Annotated in this window: 19 protein-coding genes; 7 read left to right on the top strand and 12 right to left on the bottom strand. The window is 59.7% G+C overall.

The window, feature by feature from the left end; all coding sequences use genetic code 11:
* The first annotated feature begins 13 nt into the window (after positions 1-13).
* Positions 14-1,279 (top strand): peptide antibiotic transporter SbmA, encoded by a 1,266-nt coding sequence (gene sbmA, locus LVY75_26580; protein XAZ22350.1) that lies wholly within the window; start codon positions 14-16, stop codon positions 1,277-1,279.
* A gap of 63 nt (positions 1,280-1,342) precedes the next feature.
* Here the strand turns inward: sbmA and LVY75_26575 are convergent, their stop codons facing one another.
* Together LVY75_26575 and LVY75_26570 are read right to left on the bottom strand one after the other, a co-directional pair.
* Entirely contained in the window at positions 1,343-1,873 is a 531-nt protein-coding gene (locus tag LVY75_26575) for a PAS domain-containing protein (GenBank protein XAZ22349.1), read from the bottom strand.
* Between the two features lie 115 nt (positions 1,874-1,988).
* The gene (locus LVY75_26570; GenBank protein XAZ25839.1) at positions 1,989-2,978 is read right to left on the bottom strand and encodes a polysaccharide deacetylase; all 990 of its coding nucleotides are present in this window, start codon (positions 2,976-2,978) and stop codon (positions 1,989-1,991) included.
* A gap of 129 nt (positions 2,979-3,107) precedes the next feature.
* Between LVY75_26570 and LVY75_26565 the strand changes: the two genes are divergently transcribed.
* From LVY75_26565 to der, 3 genes are all read left to right on the top strand, one after another.
* Positions 3,108-3,704, top strand: coding sequence for an NnrU family protein (locus LVY75_26565; GenBank protein XAZ22348.1), 597 nt, complete (start codon positions 3,108-3,110; stop codon positions 3,702-3,704).
* A 101-nt stretch (positions 3,705-3,805) separates the two neighbouring features.
* Entirely contained in the window at positions 3,806-4,489 is a 684-nt protein-coding gene (locus LVY75_26560) for a tetratricopeptide repeat protein (protein ID XAZ22347.1), read from the top strand.
* Between the two features lie 16 nt (positions 4,490-4,505).
* Entirely contained in the window at positions 4,506-5,930 is a 1,425-nt protein-coding gene (der, locus tag LVY75_26555) for a ribosome biogenesis GTPase Der (GenBank protein XAZ22346.1), read from the top strand.
* Positions 5,931-5,987: 57 nt separating this feature from the next.
* Here the strand turns inward: der and LVY75_26550 are convergent, their stop codons facing one another.
* On the bottom strand, positions 5,988-6,425 hold the full coding sequence (locus LVY75_26550; protein ID XAZ22345.1) for a MarR family transcriptional regulator: 438 nt from the start codon (positions 6,423-6,425) through the stop codon (positions 5,988-5,990).
* Between the two features lie 163 nt (positions 6,426-6,588).
* On the opposite strand from LVY75_26550, the gene LVY75_26545 reads away from it, so the two are divergent.
* Positions 6,589-7,602, top strand: coding sequence for an alpha/beta hydrolase (locus LVY75_26545; protein XAZ22344.1), 1,014 nt, complete (start codon positions 6,589-6,591; stop codon positions 7,600-7,602).
* Between the two features lie 3 nt (positions 7,603-7,605).
* On the opposite strand, the gene LVY75_26540 is transcribed toward LVY75_26545, so the two are convergent.
* Positions 7,606-8,790 (bottom strand): glycosyltransferase family 1 protein, encoded by a 1,185-nt coding sequence (locus LVY75_26540; GenBank protein XAZ22343.1) that lies wholly within the window; start codon positions 8,788-8,790, stop codon positions 7,606-7,608.
* 246 nt (positions 8,791-9,036) lie between these two features.
* Positions 9,037-10,077, bottom strand: coding sequence for a glutamine synthetase beta-grasp domain-containing protein (locus LVY75_26535; GenBank protein XAZ22342.1), 1,041 nt, complete (start codon positions 10,075-10,077; stop codon positions 9,037-9,039).
* 427 nt (positions 10,078-10,504) lie between these two features.
* Between LVY75_26535 and LVY75_26530 the strand changes: the two genes are divergently transcribed.
* Positions 10,505-10,693 carry a DUF2735 domain-containing protein gene (locus tag LVY75_26530; GenBank protein ID XAZ22341.1) on the top strand — a complete coding sequence of 63 codons (189 nt, stop codon included), beginning with the start codon at positions 10,505-10,507 and terminating at the stop codon, positions 10,691-10,693.
* Between the two features lie 89 nt (positions 10,694-10,782).
* Here LVY75_26530 and LVY75_26525 read toward each other — a convergent pair whose 3' ends face one another.
* The 6 genes from LVY75_26525 to LVY75_26500 all read right to left on the bottom strand — a co-directional run bounded on the left by LVY75_26525 (position 10,783) and on the right by LVY75_26500 (position 17,275).
* Complete coding sequence (locus LVY75_26525; protein ID XAZ22340.1) at positions 10,783-11,694, bottom strand: sugar kinase; 912 nt, start codon at positions 11,692-11,694, stop codon at positions 10,783-10,785.
* Between the two features lie 114 nt (positions 11,695-11,808).
* On the bottom strand, positions 11,809-12,795 hold the full coding sequence (locus LVY75_26520; protein ID XAZ22339.1) for an ATP-binding cassette domain-containing protein: 987 nt from the start codon (positions 12,793-12,795) through the stop codon (positions 11,809-11,811).
* Complete coding sequence (locus tag LVY75_26515) at positions 12,788-13,807, bottom strand: ABC transporter ATP-binding protein (GenBank protein XAZ22338.1); 1,020 nt, start codon at positions 13,805-13,807, stop codon at positions 12,788-12,790. Before LVY75_26515 ends, LVY75_26520 begins: the two co-directional genes overlap by 8 nt.
* A 1-nt stretch (position 13,808) precedes the next feature.
* The gene (locus tag LVY75_26510; protein XAZ22337.1) at positions 13,809-14,726 is read right to left on the bottom strand and encodes an ABC transporter permease subunit; all 918 of its coding nucleotides are present in this window, start codon (positions 14,724-14,726) and stop codon (positions 13,809-13,811) included.
* Complete coding sequence (locus LVY75_26505; GenBank protein ID XAZ22336.1) at positions 14,723-15,646, bottom strand: ABC transporter permease subunit; 924 nt, start codon at positions 15,644-15,646, stop codon at positions 14,723-14,725. Before LVY75_26505 ends, LVY75_26510 begins: the two co-directional genes overlap by 4 nt.
* A 48-nt stretch (positions 15,647-15,694) precedes the next feature.
* Complete coding sequence (locus tag LVY75_26500; protein ID XAZ22335.1) at positions 15,695-17,275, bottom strand: peptide ABC transporter substrate-binding protein; 1,581 nt, start codon at positions 17,273-17,275, stop codon at positions 15,695-15,697.
* Positions 17,276-17,550: 275 nt separating this feature from the next.
* Between LVY75_26500 and LVY75_26495 the strand changes: the two genes are divergently transcribed.
* Positions 17,551-19,200, top strand: coding sequence for an alpha-glucosidase family protein (locus LVY75_26495; protein ID XAZ22334.1), 1,650 nt, complete (start codon positions 17,551-17,553; stop codon positions 19,198-19,200).
* Here the strand turns inward: LVY75_26495 and ade are convergent.
* Positions 19,193-20,890 (bottom strand): adenine deaminase, encoded by a 1,698-nt coding sequence (gene ade, locus LVY75_26490; GenBank protein XAZ22333.1) that lies wholly within the window; start codon positions 20,888-20,890, stop codon positions 19,193-19,195. The genes LVY75_26495 and ade overlap by 8 nt on opposite strands.
* Positions 20,891-20,973: the final 83 nt, after the last annotated feature.

Raw genomic sequence — 20,973 nt, 5'->3', positions numbered from 1 at the left:
AGCAAAACCTCCCGTGTTTCATTCCTTCTTTCCCCAGCCAAAGGCGTTCTTTACTTCGCTCGTAGTCTGGACGCTGGCCGCAATTTTCGGCTGGTATTTCTTCGCCGCCGGTCTCGGTGCTTCACTTGGTTTTACGGCGGTTCCCGAAGAGCAGCAGCCGATCGATCTCTCGTTCTTTCTGCTGCCGGAAAATCTCTGGTTTTACGGATACTTCCTTTTAGCGGCGCTGACCTTTTGCGGTTTCTGGCATCTGAAGGCACTCAGCCATCCGTGGAAGATGTGGTCCATCTGGGGCTCGGCGCTGATTATCTTCGTGACCTATTTTGGCGTGCAGATCACTGTCGTCATCAACAACTGGCGCCGGCCGTTCGGCGATCTGCTGCAAAATGCGCTGACGAAAAAGCCGGGTATCACCGTCGAGAATTTCTACGACCTATTTCTGATCTTCGCGCAAATCGCCTTCCTCAGCATGCTCGTGTCGATCCTGACCGACTTTTTCACCAGCCACTACATCTTCCGCTGGCGAACGGCGATGAACAATTTCTACATGGCCAATTGGGAAAAGCTTCGTCATATCGAAGGCGCATCTCAGCGCGTACAGGAAGATACGATGCGCTTTTCCCAGACATTGGAAGGGCTCGGCATCAACCTGATCAATTCAGTGATGACGCTGGTCGTCTTCCTGCCGATCATGCTGGCGCTGTCACATTACGTGACGAGCCTGCCGTTTCTCGGTGAAGTGCCGAACTCTCTCTTCTGGTTAGCCATCTTCTGGTCGGCTTTCGGTACCGTTCTGCTGGCTTTCGCGGGTATCAAGCTGCCTGGCTTGAACTTCAAGAACCAGCGCGTAGAGGCGGCCTATCGCAAAGAGTTGGTCTATGGCGAGGATCATGCCGACCGAGCACAGCCGCCGACGATGCAGGAGTTGTTCTCAAGAGTGCGAAGAAATTATTTCACGCTCTATTTTCACTATCTGTATTTCAATGTTGCCCGCTCGTTCTATCTGCAGGCCGACAATCTTTTCGTCTATTTCTTTATGGCACCGACCATCGTTGCCGGCGCCATCACCTACGGTATCTTCCAGCAGATCGCGACGGCTTTTGGACAGGTCAGCAATTCCTTCCAGTATCTCGTCAACTCCTGGACGACGATCATCGAACTGCTGTCCATCCACAAGCGTCTCAAGGCCTTTGAGGCGGCGATCGACGACGAGCCGTTGCCGGATATCGACCAGCGCTATCTGGAGCGCGAGGCCGGTGTCGTACATGTCGACGGCTGATACGAAATGAAAAAGGGCCACCGCTGCGGTGGCCCTTCTCTTTTATCATCCCTTGAAGATCTGTCAGTTCGGGCGCGTGCAGCCCGTATTTTTCCACTCCATAGCCATCAGGGCTTCCACGATATGGTCGGCAACGGCCATGTTGCCCTCCTTGATGGCGATGTCGTAGGCGGCCAGGCAATGATCGAGCAGCGGTGTCGCCGCAGGGGCTTCCTCGGGGAGGGGAAAGATGATTCCGCCGTACAGAGACGGGACGCCGTTCTTGTCGCGGAAGCACCGGCCGAATGCCATGACCTGCTGGAAGACGCCGTTGGCGCGACGGACCCGGTAGCGCTGCTGTTCCGGCTGTTGTGTCAGGACCGTATCGTGGATGACTTTGGCGGCGGCGGGCTGATCGTCCGGATGGATGCGGGCGACATAGGCTTCGAGCGGCAGGCCGCTTGCCGTCTCCGCGGCGTCGAGTCCGAAAATTTCGGCGACTGCTCCGTCGCCATAGAGAAGGTTGGCAACGATATCCCAGGTGAAGAAGCCGGTTTCACAGACCGGAAATTCGTCTTTGTCGGCCAGGCACTCCAGGTTTTCAATAAAGGTCATGACGTCACCTCCCCATGCTTGCAGCACGTTTGAGGCAATGTTTATCGAAGTGTAGCCGCGATGCAATCAATACGTGCGGTGGTTTTTGATATCCAGAGGTTTTAAGCGCAGGAGCTTACAACCCGGATGTCTCCTGCAGCTTGCCACGGGATTTGATCATCGGAATTGCTTCGGAATAGCTGACACAGGCAACATCTGATCTGTGGCAAACGTCGCTGACCAGCCTGTCGAGCGCGCGCCAGTAGGCGCCACCGTTCATTTCCACAAAGTGGAAGCCGAGCTGCAGGGGGATGCGGCTGCCTGCATATTGCTTGTCGAAGGCTTCCTTGAACGCCGCATAGGCGCGCTCTTCGAAAGCGACGCTGTCGGCTGCATCCTCCTCGCCCTTGGAGTGACGCACGAAGAGATTGTAATCCATGCCGATGATCGGCTTCTCGCCCGGGCCCTCCGGAATGAGCGGCAAGCCGAAGCGTATGATGCCGTCTTCATCAACCGGCAGGGCCGGGCCTTTGGTGACGAGGCTTGCGTCATAGGTAAAGCCGGCCTTCTTCTCGGCTGCGATCATGTCGGCGCCGCCGCCTGTCGAAAGGTAGGGGGCGCGAAAGCCGCTGATGCCGCGATCGACGAGATCCTGCCAGCCGGCCGGCTCTTGCAGGCCGACGCTTTTCCAGGCGTTCTTCAGTGTGGTCTTGAAAGTCGCATATTCGGCTGACCAGTCCGCTTCGCTCCATTGGCGGCCGTCGAAATGGCCGCAGGCGTGACTGGAAATATCATGCCCCTCGAGGTGGGCGTGCCAGATATTGCCGAGCCGCTCGCGGATTTCGTCGTCGCTCTGTGCGAAGCCGACATTGGATCTTCCGCGTTTCTGATGAGGCGCCTGGTAGGCCTGCTTCGCTTCCCGATTCATCAAAAAGGTACAGGAGAGGAAATAGGTGAAATGGGCGCCGTTCTTTGCCGCCATCTCGCGGCTCTTTTGCCAGAGCGCGTTGTCGTGTGCGCCGTCAAAGGAAATGATGACAAGCTGCTTCGGCTTGTCGGCGGCGCCCGCGACAGCAGGAAAAATCAGGGAGAGGGCGAGGGACGCAGAAAAAATGGAACGAAACATGGGCACCGCGACAATTTGCATTGCGGTTTTCCTGTTACAGAAATGCGGCGAAGCTGCGGTCTCGCTGGCATTTTTCATCTTGTGCCGGTAATTCATGGCTGACCAAGAAACGGGGAAAACAAGATCACCATGGCTCTGCTCGTCCTCAGTCTTATTCTCTTCCTCGGCCTGCACCTGATCCGCGTCGTCGTGCCGGGCTTCCGGCAGGCGATGATCGACAAGGTCGGCAAGCCGGCCTGGATCGCCTTTCATGCGATCGCGAGCATCCTGACGCTGATCTTCGTGATCTATGCCTTCGGGGCGGCACGCAGAGAGCCGATCGGCATGCTCTACAATCCGCCCATGGGCATGGCGCATCTCACCGTCACCCTGATGCTGATTGCAGTAATCTGTCTCGTCGCTGGTTTCCTGCCGGCCGGTTACATCAAGACGAAGACGAAACATCCGATCGTATTGTCGGTGAAGATCTGGGCGCTGGCCCATCTCCTGTCGAATGGCGAGGCCTATTCGGTTCTGCTCTTTGCGGCATTCCTTGCCTGGGGTGTGGTGCTGCGCATTTCGCTGAAGCGGCGCCAGCGCCGCGGCGAGATAACGCTGCCGGCTTTCGTTTCGGCCAAATATGACGTCTGTGCCGTCATCATCGGCGTGGTGGTCTGGGCGCTGATGATCTGGCGCGTTCACGAATGGCTGATCGGCGTTGCACCACTACCGATGCTTGCTTCGTGACGATTCTGCGATATCCCCCTTACAACGGCCGCAAAATGGAGTAGAAGGCCCGACAATGTGCGTTTTGCACTGTGTATGGGTATCCGCGGCCGGAGACGAGAATGGCATTCAACGACGACAGCTTCATTCGTGAAGTCAACGAGGAACTGCGTTCCGACCAGATGAAGGGCGCAGTGCGCCGGTTTGGCCGCTATATCATTGCCATTGCCGTTCTTATCGTGCTCGGAACCATCGGCAAGGTCGCCTATGAATATTGGGACAATAACGCGTCCTCCGGCGCTGGCGACCAGTTCCTGGCGGCCATGAAGCTTGCCGACGAGAACAAGACCGACGAGGCGCTTGCTGCACTCGATAAACTGGAGAAGGAGGGCCATGGCGCCTATCCGGTTCTGGCGCGTATGCGTGCCGCGACCGTCCAGGCCCAGAAGGGCGACAATGCCGGTGCCATCGCCTCTTTCCAGGAGATTGCCAAGGACAAGTCCGTTCCGGCTGCCGTGCAGGATGCCGCCAAGATGCGCGCCGGCTGGCTGCTGATCGAGAACGGCACCTACGACCAGGTTTCTGCTGCTGTCGAGGAAATGGCCGTCCCGGGCAACGCCTTCCGCCACTCGGCGCGCGAGGCGCTTGGTCTTGCCGCTTACAAGGCCGGCAACATGGCGCAGGCGCGCCAGTGGTTCCAGGCTATCGTTGACGATCCGGACAGCCCGCGCGCTGTTGGCAATCGTGCTCATATGATGCTTGATCTCATCACCGCATCCGGCAAGGCGCCCGCCGCGCAGGGTTAAGGCTTAAGGGAAAAGAATGAGTTTTACGGTCGCCATCGTCGGACGCCCGAATGTCGGCAAGTCGACGCTTTTCAACCGTCTGGTTGGGAAGAAGCTAGCGCTTGTCGATGACACGCCGGGTGTGACGCGTGACCGCCGGCCGGGTGAAGCGCGTCTTGTCGATCTGCGCTTCACGATCATCGATACCGCAGGTCTGGAAGAGGCGACTGATGAAAGCCTGCAGGGCCGCATGCGCCAGCAGACCGAAGCGGCGATCGACGAAGCCGACCTATCGCTCTTCATCGTCGATGCCAAGACGGGACTGACGCCTGTTGATACGGCTCTCGGCGAGATGCTGCGCCGACGCGGAAGGCCCGTCGTGCTCGTTGCCAACAAATCCGAAGCGCGGGGTTCCGATAGCGGTTTCTACGACGCCTTTTCGCTCGGGCTTGGCGAACCGGTGGCGATCTCAGCCGAACACGGGCAGGGCATGCTCGATCTGCGCGATGCCATCGTCGCGGCAGTCGGCGAGGATATTGCCTTTCCGCCGAAAGATGACGTCGCTGTCACCGATGTCGATCTGCCGGAGTCATCAGGCGAGGAGGACGAGGAAGACGAAGAACCCGTCTACGATGACAGCAAGCCGCTGCGTGTCGCGATCGTCGGTCGCCCCAATGCCGGCAAGTCGACGCTCATCAATCGTTTTCTCGGCGAGGACCGGCTGCTGACTGGCCCGGAGGCCGGCATCACGCGTGATTCCATCTCCGTGGAGTGGGAATGGCGCGGTCGCACGATCAAGATGTTCGATACGGCAGGCATGCGCCGCAAGGCCAAGGTGATTGAAAAGCTCGAAAAGCTTTCGGTCGCCGATGCGCTGCGTGCCATTCGTTTTGCCGAGACCGTGGTTATCGTCTTCGACGCGACGATCCCCTTCGAGAAGCAGGATCTCCATATTGTCGACCTCGTGCTGCGCGAAGGACGCGCAGCCGTGCTCGCCTTCAACAAGTGGGACATGATCGAGGATCGTCAGGCGGTGCTGGCGGACCTGCGCGAAAAGACCGACCGGCTCTTGCCACAGGCGCGCGGCATCCGCGCCGTTCCGATCTCCGGCCAGACAGGCTGGGGGCTCGACAAGCTCATGCAGTCGATCATCGATACGGATCGTGTCTGGAACAAGCGCATTTCCACCGCCAAGCTCAATCGCTGGCTGGAGCAGCAGCAGGTGCAGCACCCGCCTCCGGCCGTTTCCGGTCGCCGTATCAAGCTTAGATACATGACGCAGGTAAAGGCCCGTCCGCCGGCCTTCATGGTGTCCTGTACCCGCTCGGATGCCCTGCCGGAATCCTATACGCGCTACCTGATCAACGGGCTGCGGGCGGATTTCGATATGCCGAGCGTACCGATCCGGATCCATTACCGCTCGCCGGACAATCCCTTTGAGGGGAAGAAGAAGCGGACTTAGCGCGTTTTCCAGCGTTGCCGCGGAAGCCGGGATGAGCTGGCCCGAGCGGGCGTGGCGTCAGGATGCGCTCTTGTTCAGTGCTTCCCGCAGCGCGACGATCTCTGCCTGCAGTCGTGCGAGCTGGTCGGCGTTGCGGCCGCTTGCGTCGATGATGCAGCCCGGCACGGTCTCCGCCCTTTCCTTCAGCCGCTTGCCTTCGTCCGTCAGTCGCAACACGACGACGCGCTCGTCCTGCTTGCTGCGTTCGCGGTGGATGTAGCCGGCCATTTCCAGGCGCTTCAGAAGAGGAGTCAGCGTGCTCGATTCCAGGAAGAGCTTTTCGCCAAGGCCGCCGACGGTCTGGCCGTCTTCTTCCCACAGGCAGACCATCGCCAGATATTGCGGGTAGGTGAGGCCGAGCTCGTCGAGCAGAGGCTTGTAGACACGATTGAAGGCGTGGCTGGCCGTATAGACGGCAAAGCAGATGAAAGTGTCGAGTTTCAGCTGGTCTGACATGGCTCAATCTCCGGAACCCGCGGATATTATGTCGTGCGATAAATAATCGTATCCGCTTTTAGTGCATGGCAGCTATGCGATAATTTATATCGTGCGATAAATAATCGTGTGCGATATTAAAAGCGTGTTCAGGACGAACGCAACGAACCAAGAGGATACGACAATGTCTGGCATCAAGACCGCAGTTTCCGCAGCAGCAATCCTTGCAGCTTCCGCTGCCGGAGCGTTTGCCGATCCGGTGCTCGAACCGACAACGCAGAAATTCATCGACAGCCTGGCCGGCTCCAAGCCGATCTACACGTTCTCGCCTGCCGATGCTCGCAACATTCTGGCCGGTGCCCAGAAGGGTGACGTGAAAAAGCTCGCGGCCCAAGAAGAAGACAAGGTTATCAAGGTTGGCCCGACCGGCAGCGTCAAGCTGCGCATCATCCGCCCGGAAGGTGCCAAGGGCACGCTGCCTGTCGTCATGTATTTCCACGGCGGCGGCTGGGTGCTCGGTGATGCCGATACGCATGACCGGTTGGTGCGCGAGATCGCCAATGGCGCACAGGCCGCCGTTGTCTTCGTCGATTATGACCGTTCGCCGGAAGCCCGTTATCCTATTGCCATCGAACAGGCTTACGCCGCGACCAAATATGTTGCCGAGCACGCGAAGGAATTCCGCGTCGATGCCAGCCGCTTCGCCGTCGCCGGCGATAGCGTCGGCGGTAATATGACGGCTGCGGTGACGCTGCTTGCCAAAGAGCGCGGCGGACCTGCCATCGACCAGCAGGTGCTGTTCTACCCCGTCACCGACGCCAATTTCGATACCGGTTCCTACAACCAGTTCGCCAATGGCCCTTGGCTGACCAAGGAAGCGATGAAGTGGTTCTGGAATGCCTATCTGCCTGACGAGGCCAAGCGCAAGGAACCGACCGCTTCACCGCTTCAAGCCTCGCTCGAGCAGCTGAACGGCTTGCCGCCGGCGGTTGTCATCGTCGATGAAAATGACGTGCTTCGTGACGAAGGCGAGGCCTATGCCCGCAGGCTGTCCCAGGCAGGCGTAAAGGTCACATCGATCCGCTTTAATGGCACGATCCACGACTTCGTGCTCTTGAATGCAATTGCCGAAACGCCCGCTGTCCGAAGCGCAATTTCAGTGGCCAACGACACGCTGCGGGCCGCCCTTCACAAGTAAGGCTCAATCAGATGATGGAAGAGGCCCGGCGCTATCGCCGGGCTTTCTGCTTCTTGGAAGGGACTTGGTGGCATATTGCCACGCTTTTTTCCACTTTGGCGTGATGACGCCATTGGCGGCGCGGATGTTGTTGATGAACTGCAGTGTGGCTGCTTCCCAGGAATATTGCATGGCAAGCTCCCGCGCCTTTTCCCGTGAGCCCGACAAAGCGGTCAGGCAGGCAGTCTGCAGGTTCTCGTTGAGCGCGCCGACAAGGCTTTCTTCGCCGATGATGTCCAGCGGGCCAGTGACGGGATAGGCCGCGACGGGGACGCCTGAGGCCAGCGCTTCCAGAATGGTATTGCCGAACGTATCCGTCAGCGACGGGAAGACGAAGACATCGGCCTGGGCATAGGCTTTTGCCAGTTCCTCACCGAATTTCACGCCGGTAAAATGCACATTCGGATAGCGCTCTGCCAGCTCGGCGCGCGCCGGGCCGTCACCGACCACCACCTTCGAACCGGGCAGGTCGAGATCGAGGAAAGCCGGCAGGTTCTTTTCCAGCGCCACGCGGCCGACTGTCATGAAGATCGGGCGGGCAAGGCCGAACGGTTTTTCTTCCAGCGGCATCGGATGGAACTGCGCGGCATCGATGCCACGGCTCCACGGCATGAGGTTCTTGATACCCTTTGCGGAGAGCTCGCGGGCGAGGCTCGGGGTCGCGACCATGCAGCCGGCCCCACCATTGTGAAACCAGCGCACGAAGGCGTAGAGCCAGCTTGAGGGGATGGGCAGCCGGGCCGAGACATATTCGGGAAAACGGGTGTGATAGCTGGTGGAGAAAGGCATGCGCTTGCGAAGGCACCAGCGGCGCGCCGTCAGTCCCAGCGGGCCTTCCGTCGCGATGTGAACATAGGAAGGCTTGTGCTTTTCGATCTCGCGGGCAACGCGGCTGTACCAGGCGATCGACAGGCGGATTTCGGGATAGGTGGGGCAGGGGATGCTGGCGAAACGCTCCGGCGTCACCATCGAGACTTCAACGCCCATCCTGGAGAGTTCCCGATTCGTATTCTCAATCGAGCGGACGACCCCGTTGACCTGCGGGTGCCAGGCGTCAGTCACGATCACCAGCCGCTCCGGCACGGCTCCAGCGGCTGCGGCACTAGCCCAGCTTTCGCCGCTATATGAATTTGACGGACGTTGCAGCATGCTTTCATTTCCATCAGCGTCGCTTGGTTCTGGCAACGCACCACCCCTGGCGGGGTTCCGGAATGGCGATTCCCGCTTATCTATTTTGGCGGAAGTGCATGATGGAAATATTACAGCCCTCTGCGAGTATTTACAGGGCTTTATGGCAGGAGAAACCGGCCAATTATGTCAGCGATGGATCGCCTTTGGGCGCTGTGCCTTGAAAAAGGAACGGCGCCGACGGGGAGGTCGGCGCCGCAGTAAAACTCAGGCTGCAGCCGAAGCGAAGCCGGAGGTCGGAACTTCCGAGATCGTCTTCAGAACCTGCGAGGCGATCTGATAGGGGCAGCCCTGGGAGTTCGGGCGGCGATCTTCGAGATAGCCCTTGTAGTCGTTCTTGACGAACGAGTGCGGAACGCGGATCGAGGCACCACGATCGGCAACGCCGTAGGAGAACTTGTTCCACGGAGCCGTCTCGTGCTTGCCGGTCAGACGCTTGTCGTTGTCAGGGCCGTAAACGTTGATGTGGTCCATCAGGTTCTTGTCGAACTGGGCCATCAGCGCTTCGAAATAGGCCTTGCCGCCAACTTCGCGCATGAACTTTGTCGAGAAGTTGCAATGCATGCCCGAACCGTTCCAGTCGGTGTCGCCGAGCGGCTTGCAATGATACTCGATGTCGATGCCGTACTTTTCGGTCAGGCGCTGCAGGAGGTAGCGCGCCATCCAGATCTGGTCGGCGGCCTTCTTGGAGCCCTTGCCGAAAATCTGGAATTCCCACTGACCCTTGGCCACTTCGGCATTGATGCCTTCGTGGTTGATGCCGGCAGCGAGGCAGAGATCGAGATGCTCTTCGACGATTTCGCGGGCAACCGAGCCGACATTCGAATAGCCGACTCCGGTGTAGTAGGGGCCCTGCGGAGCCGGATAGCCGGTCTCGGGGAAGCCGAGCGGGCGGCCGTTTTCGTAGAAGAAATATTCCTGTTCGAAGCCGAACCACGCGTCCTCATCGTCGAGGATGGTGGCGCGAGCGTTGGACGCATGCGGCGTGACGCCGTCCGGCATCATGACTTCGCACATGACGAGCACGCCGTTGGTGCGGGCCGGATCCGGATAGATGGCAACCGGCTTCAGCACGCAATCAGAGCTGCGGCCTTCGGCCTGCATCGTCGACGAACCGTCGAAGCCCCAGAGCGGGAGCTGTTCGAGCGTCGGGAAATTGTCGAATTCCTTGACCTGAGTCTTGCCACGCAGGTTCGGTACCGGAGTGTACCCATCGAGCCAAATGTACTCGAGCTTATACTTTGTCATCGCGTCTCTCTCTGCTGCGAACTTGAGCAAATCCTGAGGCAAGGGCGCAAGCGCGCGCCCTCTCGCCAGGGGATGCCTATTCTAAAGCACGTAGCGTGCCAGTTCGGACGGCTGACATAAAAAATTTACGAATCACCGTGTTGCAGGCGTTTGCGAGAGAGGTTTCCGGCCCGCGAGGCGATGAGGGTTCGCGGCTATCGTCCTTGGCAGAGGCCATTTTAGAGGCAGGAACCAGTTCAAAATTCCGGCGTTGTCAGCAATGGATGAAGTTTTGACCAAATCAGCAGGACCTTAATCAGCAAATGCCGCATTGAGCGTTCATAATTGCGACATTGCATCTATTTTGTGCAATTTGCATAAACTATGTGCATTGTGCTATTGTAGCGACCGTGAATGTTGATAGGCCGAGCTGAAGAAAGGCTATCTCATGGCAATCGATTTCCATCGCGAATCCGCGACGATCTACCAGTTTCCGATCAAGGCCGTTCAGGCCTCGAACCGCTTCGAGCGCTTTCGGATGATGGAGCGTGAGGCTGCCGGAGTGTGCGATGCGCTCGACAGCTGCTGGTATCACGATGAGGCCGTCCGCACCGACGACAAGAAGCCCAATTCCTGATCTGACGATCGATATGATTGACCGCTGAGGCGGGGGCGAGCCTGCGCGGGCCGCTTGATCAAGCGACATGCGCAGGCTTCAACCTGATGTCAAAGGCCGAGCTTTTCCTTCGGCACCAGTGCGCCATGTTCGCTGACCACGCGAGCGGCGATTTTAGCCCCAAAGCGGGCGGCTGGCGGGGCGTCCCGGTTCTCCAGATAATGGGCAAGGAATGCGCCGTTGAAGCTGTCGCCGGCGCTTGTCGTGTCGACGACTTTTTCGACCTTTTCTGCCGGCACATGGGTTTTCTCGTTGGCGAAGCTCAGCGTTGCACCTTCCGCACCGTTCTTGACGACGACGTGCGAGGCGCCGAGTGCAAGATAGCGTTCAATGGTGGCGTCGATGGAGGCGTCGCCGAAATGGGCAACCTCGTCGTCGAAGCTCGGCATGACCAGCGAGGAAGCGCGGCCGCCTTCGCTGATCGTCGTGTGCATCACATCGTAGCTCGACCAGAGGCGGGGACGGATGTTCGGATCGAAGACGACAAATTTGCCGACTGCCTTGGCGCGACGGATTTCGGCAAGCAGCGTGTCGGCGTCGTCAGGGGAGAGGATGGCGAGCGTAATGCCGGAGAAATAGACGACGTCAGCACTTTCCACTGCCTCACGCAGGCGATCAGGATCGGTGGCAAGGCTGCGGGCGGCGGAACTGTCGCGCCAGTAGCTGAAGGAGCGTTCGCCGTTCCTGAGATTGATCATGTAGAGGCCGGGCGTCTTGCCCTTGATGCGGCGGATGAGACCGGTGCCGACGCCGGCCTTGTCCATGAAAGCTGCCATTTCGTCGGACATCGGATCATCGCCGAGCGCGGTGAAATAGTCGACCGACCAGGCGGGCGGCAGGCAGGCGCGAGCATACCATGCGGTGTTGAAAGTATCGCCGGCAAAGCCCTTGCGCAGCAGGCCTTCACCGGCCTGCGAGAGCTCCACCATGCATTCGCCGATCGATAGAAACCGTCCGCTCAAGCTTTCCTCCCGGATTTTTTCTGCTCTTGCGGATACGCGAAGAGGCGGGAGGAGACAAGTCAAGGAGAGTTGAAAGTCCATCGCCCTGAGGGCCGGGCGATGGAGAATATCATGTCAGGGCCGGTCCATATGATAGCAAGCGGCCGTCTGGCCGGGACGGACCAGTTCCGTCGGCGGCATTTCGGTGCGACAGACGTCGGTCGCCTTCCAGCAGCGCGGCGAGAAGACACAGCCCTTCGGCGGGTTGAGCGGCGAGGGCGGGTCTCCCTGCAGGCGGATGCGGCTGCGCAGGCGCGCGAGCTTCGGATCCGGGATCGGGGCCGCGGAGAACAGCGCCTGCGTATAGGGGTGGGCCGGATGTTCGAAGACGGTGGCGCAATCGCCGGCTTCGACCACCTTGCCCAGATAGAGAACCAGCACGTCGTCGGAGATCAGGCGCACGACCGAGAGGTCGTGGCTGATGAAGATCAGCGTCAGGCCAAACTCCTTGCGCAGCTTGCGAAGCAGCGTGATGACCTGACCCTGGATAGACACGTCGAGAGCCGATACCGGCTCGTCGCAGATGATGAGCTTCGGCTTGGTGACGACGGCGCGGGCAATGCCGATACGTTGCGCCTGACCGCCCGAAAATTCGTGCGGATAGCGGTTGATCATCTCCGGCACCAGGCCGACGGCGGTCATGATCTCACGCACGCGGTCGAGACGCTGGGCCTTCGAAAGCTTCGGTTCGAAAACGGTGAGCGGCTCGGCGATGATGTCGCCGACCGTCATGCGCGGGTCGAGCGAGGCAATCGGATCCTGGAAGATGATCTGCATGTCGCGGCGTGCGGCACGCATTTCCTCATCCGACAGGTCGAGCAGGTTGCGGCCCTGCCAGAGAATACGGCCCTTCTGCGACTTCAGGAGACGCAGGATCGAGCGGCCGAGCGTCGACTTGCCGCACCCGGATTCGCCGACGATGCCAAGCGTGCGGCCTTCGGCGAGATCGAAGCTGACATTGTTGACGGCCGTCAGCATCAGCGGCGGCTTGAAGAAGGATTTCGAGGGAATCTCGAACTGGGTCGTCAGGTTCTCGACCCTCAGAAGCGAGCGTTCAGCCATGGACCAGCAACTCCTCGCGGCGGGGGAAGGGGTGGAAGCAGGCGGCACAGTGGTTTGCCCCCTGCTGTTGAAGCTGCGGCGGGCGGTCGATGCAATCGTCCTGAACCTGCGAGCAGCGCGGCGAGAAATTGCAGCCCTTCGGCAGGTGCTGCAGGTTGGGCGGGCGGCCGGGGATGACGACGAGGTCGTCGACATCCTGATCCGGGCGCGGGATCGAAGCGTGCAGGGCTGCGGTATAGGGGTGCGCCGGGTTCTCGAAGAGTTCGTCGACCGGGGCCTCCTCGACGATACGGCCGGCATACATAACGGCCACCTTGTCGGCGAGACCGGCCACGACGCCAAGGTCGTGGGTGATCATGATCAGCGCCGTGTTCATCTCTGCCGTCAGATCATTGAAGAGATCGAGGATCTGCGCCTGGATCGTCACGTCGAGCGCTGTCGTCGGCTCGTCGGCGATCAGGAGCTTCGGCTTCGTGAGCAGCGCCATGGCAATGACGATACGCTGGCGCATGCCGCCCGAAAGCTCATGCGGATAGAGGCCGAAACGGCGCGTCGGGTCGGGGATGCCGACACGCTTCAGCATGTCGAGAGCCGCCGCCGATGCCGCCTTGGCCGTAAAGCCGCGATGGATTTCGAGCTGTTCCGTCAGCTGTCGGGAAATCCGCAGCGACGGGTTGAGCGCCGTCATCGGATCCTGGAAGACCATGGCCATGTCCTTGCCGCGGACATGGTCGAGCTCGCGCGGTTTCAGCGCCAGCACGTCCTTGCCTTCGAGCAGGGCCTGGCCGGTGGTCCTGCCGTTCTTGGCAAGCAGGCCCATGACGCCGAGGAAGGTCTGGCTCTTGCCCGAACCGGATTCGCCGACGATGGCGATGCGCTCGCCGCGACGGACCGTCAGGTTCATGTTGGAGACCGCCTTCACCTGGCCCTCGGGAGTCTCGAAGGTGATCGAATAGTCCTTCAGCTCAAGGAGGGTATCCTGCTGTTTTTCTCTTTTGTTTTCCTGGGTCATCCTATCGATCCTTCGGGTCGAATGCGTCGCGCAGCCCGTCGCCGATGAACAGCAGGCTGAGGAGCAGGGCCACAAGGAAGCTTGCCGGGAAGACCAGCAGCCAAGGCATGCTTTCCATGGCATCGGTGCCTTCGGCAATCAGGGTGCCGAGCGAGGTCAGCGGTTCCTGCACGCCGAAGCCGAGATAGGAGAGGAAGCTCTCGGTCGCGATGATCTCAGGTACGGTCAGCGCCGCGAAGATGACGACGGGGCCGACGAGATTCGGGATGATGTGCTTGGTGATGATCTTGAAGGGTTTCTGACCGGAGGCGCGCGCGGCTTCCACGAATTCGCGGTGCTTGAGCGACAGGGTCTGGCCGCGCACGATGCGGGCCATGGTCAGCCATTCGAGCGCACCGATCGCCGCAAAGAGCAGGTAAACGTTGCGACCGAAGATCACCATCAGCAGGATGACGAAGAGGATGTAAGGAAGCGCGTACATGATGTCGACGAAGCGCATCATGATCGAGTCCAGCCTGCCGCCGATATAGCCGGAAACGGCGCCATAGAGCACGCCGATGACGACGGAGACGAGCGTGGCCGTCAGCGCGACGGCAAGCGAAACGCGCGTGCCGTAGAGCACACGGGCGAGCAGATCGCGGCCGTTCGGGTCAGTGCCGAAATAATGGCCGCTTTCGAAGGACGGAGGCGCGCGGAAGGCGGCCCAATCCGGGTCTTCATAGTTGAAGGGGATGAAGTTCGGGCCGAGGAAGGCTACGATGATGAGCAGCACCAGCACGCCGATGGAGATGACAGCTGCCTTGTTGCGTGAGAGGCGACGCAGTGCATCCTTGGTCAGCGAGCGGCCTTCCGGAGACAGGCCTTCCGCTTCCAGCAGTTCGGCTGCGAGCAGCTCCCTTTTTGCGGGATTGAGGATCATCTGTTTCTCACTTTCGGGTCCAGCCAGGCATAGGCGATGTCGACCAGAAGGTTCAGGAACACGATCAGTACCATGTAGAAGATGACCGTACCAAGAACCATGCCGTAATCGCGGTTCAGCGCTGCGTTGACGAAATAGCGGCCGATGCCGGGCAATCCGAAGATGCTTTCGACAACCAGCGAGCCGGTGAGAAGATAGCTTGCCGCCGGTCCGAGATAGGAAACGACGGGCATCATGGCGGGTTTCAGCGCGTGACGCATGACCGTCAGACGCGGACCGATACCCTTGGCCTTGGCGGTGCGGATGAAATTCTGGTTCATCACCTCGATCATCGAGCCTCGGGTGATGCGTGAGATGCGGCCGGCATGCGGCAGGGCGAGAACGAAGATCGGCAGGACGAGATATTTGATCGAGCCATCACCCCAGCCGCCGACCGGAAACCACGCGAGATGGATGCCGAAGACAAGCTGCATGATGGGCGCGATCAGGAAGTTCGGCAGCACGACGCCCACCAGAATGAGAGCACTCAGAATATAGTCCGGTGCCTTGTTCTGATAGAGCGCCCCAAGACAGCCGACGGCGACGCCGACGATGATGGCGATCAGGAAGGCAGCCGTACCGATGGTGAAGGTGTAGGGCAGACCGATCGCGATCTGCTGGGCGACAGTGAAATCCTCGCTCGCGAAGGAGGGGCCGAGGTCGCCGTGCAGGAGATCACCAACGTAGATCAGGTACTGCTGGATGAGCGGTTTATCCAGATTGTAGTGAACCGCGAGGTTTTTCAGGATCACCGGCGGCAATGGCCTTTCGCCATCGAAGGGGCCGCCGGGGGCGAGGCGCAAAACGAAAAAGCAAGCTGTGACGGCGATCCACAGGACGGGGATCGTCGACAGCAATCGACGGAGTGCATATTTGATCATGGGCGTGGAGCGGCTCTTCCCGGAGTGACCGGGAAGAGCCTTTCATCCTTATTCCTTGATGGACAGCCAGCGCGTGCGGTGGATATCCTGAACGTTGTCGACGAAGCCCTCGATCTTGGGCGAGACGACGTTCTTGGAGACGTAGTAATAGATCGGAAGTGCTGCGGAATCGTCCAGCGCGAGCTGTTCGGCCTTCTTGAAGATCTCGGCGCGCTTCGTCAGATCGGTCTGAGCGTTGCCGTCCTTGATCAGCTTGTCATAGTCGGCATTCGACCAGCGACCGTAGTTCATCTGAACGCCGGTGACGAGCAGGTTCAGGAAGTTGTCCGGATCGTTGTAGTCGGCGAGCCAGCCGGCACGGCCGATCTGCACTTCACCACGCTGCAGCTGATCGTAGTGGACCTTCGTTTCAGCATTGACGAGCTCGACATTGACGCCAAGCGGCTTCCACATGGAGGCGATCGCGACGGCAATGCGCTTGTGGTTGTCGTTGGTGTTGTACTTGAGCTCGGTGGTCAGCGGGTGATCCGGGCCGAAGCCTGCTTCCTTCAGCAGCTTCTTGGCTTCTTCGACCTTGTCCTTGTAGGAAAGATCCTTCCAGGAGACATAGGCGGGCTCACCGTAGTTTGCCGTGCCCGGCGGGACCCAGGAGTAAGCCGGCAGTTCGCCGGTGCCGAGGATCTGCGGGCCGATGACTTCGCGGTTGATCGCCATGGAGAGAGCCTGGCGGACGCGCTTGTCGTTGAAGGGCGGCTTGGTCGAGTTGATGACGTAGTAGTAAAGACCGGAGAAGGGGGCGACGTGCGCCTGGCCCGGCAGGTTCTTCTTCATCCACTCATACTGGTCGGTCGGGAAGTCGGTGAGAATGTCGAATTCGCCGGCGCGGTAGCGCTTCAGAGCGGCTTCCTGGTCTTCAAGCACGAAGAACTTCGCGCCGTCGATCTTGATATCCTTGGCACCGTAATACTGGTCGTTCTTGACGGTCGTGACGTGCGAACCGGGGACCCATTCGGTCGGCTTGTACGGACCGTTGGTGACGATGTTGCCAATCTTGACCCAGTCCTGACCCTTGGCCTCGACGACATGCTTCGGCAGCGGATAGGCCGTGTAGTGCATCAGGGCGTTGGTGAAGTAGGGGGTCGGGTTCTCGAGGGTGATCTCGAGCGTCTTGTCGTCGATCGCCTTGACGCCGAGTTCGTTGAGATCGGTGATTTCGCCCTTGTTGATCTTTTCCGCGTTCTTGATGGTGAACTGCAGATAGGCGTAGTCGGCCGCGTTCTTCGGGTCGATAAGGCGCTGGAAGGCGAAGACGAAATCGCCTGCCGTTACCGGCTGGCCATCGGACCACTTGATGCCGTCACGCAGCTTGAAAGTGTAGACTTTGCCATCGGGGGAAATGGTCCAGCTTTCGGCCTGGCCGGGAACCGGGTTGTCCTTGGCGTCTTCAGTGACAAGGCCTTCGAAAATGTCGCCGGCAATACGGTTTTCCCAGTCGCCGGAGAGCTTTTGCGGATCCAGCGAGGTGGGGTCGCCACCATTATGGATATTCAGTGTGGCCGCATGGGCCGAAAATGCGAGCAATGAGCCAACCATTGCAGACGCGAGAAATTTTTTCGTGAAAAAGGACATGGAGGGTCCACCTTTCTAGGCTTTTCGCCTTTTCTTTGGTCATTTGTTCCCGGTTTGACCTGTTACGTGCAGGTCAACGGCACCTTAACGCAAAGGTTTGGCGTTGCAACCCCTAAACCAGTGGGTAGCATTCGGGTGTGGACAAGCTTATAAGCGTCTCCCTTTTGTCCGATCGCGACTAGCTGATCTTTGCTCGAGAATGGGCCATTGAACTGTTGTTTTTTGCTTCGCCGCCATTAGTCTTGCGGGCGAAATGAAGCAGGAGACGGCGGCTCATGGCGTTGCAGACAGGCGGGAATGCGGATTGGTGGCGCGGCGCGGTGATCTATCAGGTCTATCCGCGCTCGTTTCAGGATACGAATGGTGACGGGCTCGGCGATCTCAAGGGGATAACCCGGCGCCTCTCCCATATCGCAAGCCTCGGCGTCGACGCGATCTGGCTCTCCCCCTTCTTCAAGTCGCCGATGGCCGACATGGGCTATGACGTCTCCGACTATTGCGATGTCGATCCGATTTTCGGCACGCTCGACGATTTCGACGCAATGATGTTGGAAGCCCACAGGCTCGGCATAAAAGTCATCATCGACCAGGTGATTTCCCATACGTCCGACCGGCATCCATGGTTCGTGGAAAGCCGCTCCAGCCGCACGAACGACAAGGCGGACTGGTATGTCTGGGCCGATCCCAAGCCGGACGGCACGGCGCCGAACAACTGGCTGTCGATCTTCGGCGGGCCGGGATGGGAATGGGATGGCGTGCGCCGGCAATATTACCAGCACAACTTCCTGACCTCGCAGCCGGACCTGAATTTCCACAGCAAGCCGGTTCAGGACGCACTGCTTAAGACGGTAAAGTTCTGGCTCGACCGCGGCGTCGACGGTTTCCGCCTCGACACGGTGAACTATTATTTCTGCGACAAGCTGCTCCGGGACAATCCGCCGCATGTTCCGGATCCGGACCAGGCCGGTCTCGATGCGCCCGACAGCAATCCCTATGGCATGCAGAACCACCTCTATGACAAGACGCAGCCGGAAAACCTCGAATTCCTCAAACGCTTTCGGGCCCTTCTCAATCAATACGAGGGACGCACGACGGTAGGTGAAGTCGGCGATGGCGCGCGCTCGTTGAAGACCGTTGCTGCCTACACGACCGGCGGCGACAAGCTGCATATGTGCTACACTTTCGATCTGCTCGGCCCCGAATTTACCGCCACGCATGTCCGAAGCTGCGTCGAGACCTTCCAGCGCATGGTGAAAGATGGGTGGGTCTGCTGGGCTTTCTCCAATCACGACGTCAACCGCCATGTCAGCCGCTTCGCGCTAACGGAAGAGGAGCGGCCCGTCATCGCCAAGCTGGCGATTTCGGTGTTGGCAGCGCTTCGCGGTTCGATCTGCCTCTATCAGGGCGAGGAGCTGGGCCTGCCGGAGGCAGAGCTTGCCTTCGAAGACCTGCGCGACCCCTATGGCATTCGCTTCTGGCCGGCCTTCAAGGGCCGTGACGGATGCCGTACGCCGATGCCATGGGAAGCCGGCAAGGCGCATGCCGGTTTTACCAGCGCTGAGAAGAGCTGGCTGCCGGTGCCCTATGAACAGGCGGCGCTTTCCGTGGACACCCAGGAAAACGATGACAGGTCCGTGCTGCATCATTACCGGCGTACGCTCGAATTCCGGAAGACCTATCCGGTGCTGATCGACGGCAGCATGGAATTCGTTGGCAGCAATCAGGACCTGCTCGCCTTCATCAGGCAGAAGGGAGACGAGAAACTGCTCTTCGTTTTCAACCTGACGCGTGAGGCCGCGGAGTTTCAGCTTCCTGCCGGCATGGTGCTGGGCGCTCCATTGCCCATGCCCGGGTTCAAAGCCACCGCCAGCGCCAAGACAGTGCAGATCAAGGCGCTTGACGCCTTCTGCGCTCGTATCAGCTGATCAGCGCGAAGCGATCGACGTCCACCATCCCCTTGTCCGAGATCTTCAGATGCGGGATCACGGGCAGGGGCAGAAAGGCGACCTGCAGGAAGGGTTCCTCCAGGGTCGTGCCCAGGGCATAGGCTGCCTTGCGCAGATCATGCAGCGTGTCGCGCACGGTTTCATAGGGTTCCAGGCTCATCAGGCCGGCGACGGGGAGCGCAATCTCACCCGTGACCTTGCCGTCTTCGACGACGACGAAGCCACCCTTGATCTCGCCCAGACGATTGGCCGCAAGCGCCATGTCGTCCTCGTTGACGCCGACGACGCAGATATTGTGGCTGTCATGGCCGACCGTCGAGGCGATGGCGCCCTTCTTCAATCCGAATCCCTGAACGAAGCCGTTGGCGTGATTACCGTTCTTGCCGTGACGCTCGATGACGGCGACCTTGATGATGTCTTTGCCGAGATCGACGGTCGTCTGATTCCCTTTCGCCGGCAGGCGGTAACGGCGATGCTCGGTGATGATCTTGCCGGGCATGACGCCGATGACGGGCGTTTCTCCCTCCGAAACAGGCACGCCGAAATGGGCTGCATTGACGGAGCGAGCCTTGACGCTGTCGAGGCCAACTGGCGACACGGACTTGCGGGTGGCAAAAAGCGCATCGGTGACGTGACGGCCGGCCGAGAAGACCATTTCCGCCCGACAATTCTCCAGGCTGTCGATGACGACGAGATCGGCTCTCCAGCCGGGCGCGACGAGGCCACGGTCGCACAGGCCGAAGGCGCGGGCAGCCGAGATCGAGGCGGCGCGGTAAACCGCCAACGGTTCGACGCCATGGGTGATCGCCGTGCGGATCATGTAGTCGAGATGGCCCTGCTCGGCGATATCGAGCGGATTGCGGTCATCGGTGCAGAGCGCAAGGTAGGGCGAGAGGCGCTCGGTGATGATGGGCATCAGGGCGTGAAGATCCTTCGAGACGGAGCCTTCGCGGACGAGGATGTGCATGCCCTTGCGGATTTTCTCCAGGGCTTCGGCCGCGCTCGTGCATTCGTGCTCGGTGCAGATGCCTGTCGAGAGATAACCGTTCAGATCATTGCCTGAGAGCAGTGGCGCATGGCCGTCGATATGCCCGCCCTGGAAAGCATCGAGCTTTGCCATGCAGACGGGATCCTTATGGATCACCCCCGGGAAATTCATGAATTCGGCAAGCCCGATGACCTTGGGATGGTCGCGGTAGGGCAGGAGGCTTTCGACCGGCAGGTCGGCGCCTGATGTCTCCAGATGGGTAGCCGGCACGCAGGAGGACAGCTGGACGCGGATATCCATGATCGTTTCCAGCGCCGAAGCGAGGAAGAATTCGATGCCTTCCTTGCCGAGCACATTGGCGATCTCGTGGGGGTCGCAGATCACGGTCGTGACGCCATAGGGCAGGACGCAGCGGTCGAATTCGTGCGGCGTGACGAGAGAGGATTCGATATGCAGATGCGTATCGATGAAGCCGGGAACGACGATCTTGCCGGAAATGTCGATCTCGGTTTGGCCGCTGTAGTTGCCACAGGTTCCGACGATGCGGTCGCCGCCGATGGCAATGTCCGACTGGACGAGTTCGCCGGTTACGAGATCGAAGAAGCGTCCGCCTTTCAGCACGATGTCGGCCGGCACACGACCCACACCCTGATCAATAAGACGTTCGAGTTTGGCGGTCATGACTACCCTCGCGATGCAATCGATTCCGCGAGTTATAGCGCATCTGCTTGTGGATTCGATGCCCGCAAACGAAACCGGGCGCC

This window comes from Sinorhizobium sp. B11, assembly GCA_039725955.1.
In the GTDB taxonomy this organism is placed as follows: domain Bacteria; phylum Pseudomonadota; class Alphaproteobacteria; order Rhizobiales; family Rhizobiaceae; genus Rhizobium.
The sequence above is the reverse complement of the archived record's forward strand: the minus strand, read 5'-3'. Positions and strand labels throughout refer to the sequence as shown.

What these genes read in the sequence shown, in the direction of transcription:
- LVY75_26575 (XAZ22349.1), bottom strand. Translation starts at nt 1,873, where the DNA reads ATGACCTTTATTGAAAACCTGGAGTGCCTGGCCGACAAAGACGAATTT.
- LVY75_26570 (XAZ25839.1), bottom strand. Translation starts at nt 2,978, where the DNA reads ATGTTTCGTTCCATTTTTTCTGCGTCCCTCGCCCTCTCCCTGATTTTT.
- LVY75_26565 (XAZ22348.1), top strand. Translation starts at nt 3,108, where the DNA reads ATGGCTCTGCTCGTCCTCAGTCTTATTCTCTTCCTCGGCCTGCACCTG.
- LVY75_26560 (XAZ22347.1), top strand. Translation starts at nt 3,806, where the DNA reads ATGGCATTCAACGACGACAGCTTCATTCGTGAAGTCAACGAGGAACTG.
- der (XAZ22346.1), top strand. Translation starts at nt 4,506, where the DNA reads ATGAGTTTTACGGTCGCCATCGTCGGACGCCCGAATGTCGGCAAGTCG.
- LVY75_26550 (XAZ22345.1), bottom strand. Translation starts at nt 6,425, where the DNA reads ATGTCAGACCAGCTGAAACTCGACACTTTCATCTGCTTTGCCGTCTAT.
- LVY75_26545 (XAZ22344.1), top strand. Translation starts at nt 6,589, where the DNA reads ATGTCTGGCATCAAGACCGCAGTTTCCGCAGCAGCAATCCTTGCAGCT.
- LVY75_26540 (XAZ22343.1), bottom strand. Translation starts at nt 8,790, where the DNA reads ATGCTGCAACGTCCGTCAAATTCATATAGCGGCGAAAGCTGGGCTAGT.
- LVY75_26535 (XAZ22342.1), bottom strand. Translation starts at nt 10,077, where the DNA reads ATGACAAAGTATAAGCTCGAGTACATTTGGCTCGATGGGTACACTCCG.
- LVY75_26530 (XAZ22341.1), top strand. Translation starts at nt 10,505, where the DNA reads ATGGCAATCGATTTCCATCGCGAATCCGCGACGATCTACCAGTTTCCG.
- LVY75_26520 (XAZ22339.1), bottom strand. Translation starts at nt 12,795, where the DNA reads ATGGCTGAACGCTCGCTTCTGAGGGTCGAGAACCTGACGACCCAGTTC.
- LVY75_26515 (XAZ22338.1), bottom strand. Translation starts at nt 13,807, where the DNA reads ATGACCCAGGAAAACAAAAGAGAAAAACAGCAGGATACCCTCCTTGAG.
- LVY75_26510 (XAZ22337.1), bottom strand. Translation starts at nt 14,726, where the DNA reads ATGATCCTCAATCCCGCAAAAAGGGAGCTGCTCGCAGCCGAACTGCTG.
- LVY75_26505 (XAZ22336.1), bottom strand. Translation starts at nt 15,646, where the DNA reads ATGATCAAATATGCACTCCGTCGATTGCTGTCGACGATCCCCGTCCTG.
- LVY75_26500 (XAZ22335.1), bottom strand. Translation starts at nt 17,275, where the DNA reads ATGTCCTTTTTCACGAAAAAATTTCTCGCGTCTGCAATGGTTGGCTCA.
- LVY75_26495 (XAZ22334.1), top strand. Translation starts at nt 17,551, where the DNA reads ATGGCGTTGCAGACAGGCGGGAATGCGGATTGGTGGCGCGGCGCGGTG.
- ade (XAZ22333.1), bottom strand. Translation starts at nt 20,890, where the DNA reads ATGACCGCCAAACTCGAACGTCTTATTGATCAGGGTGTGGGTCGTGTG.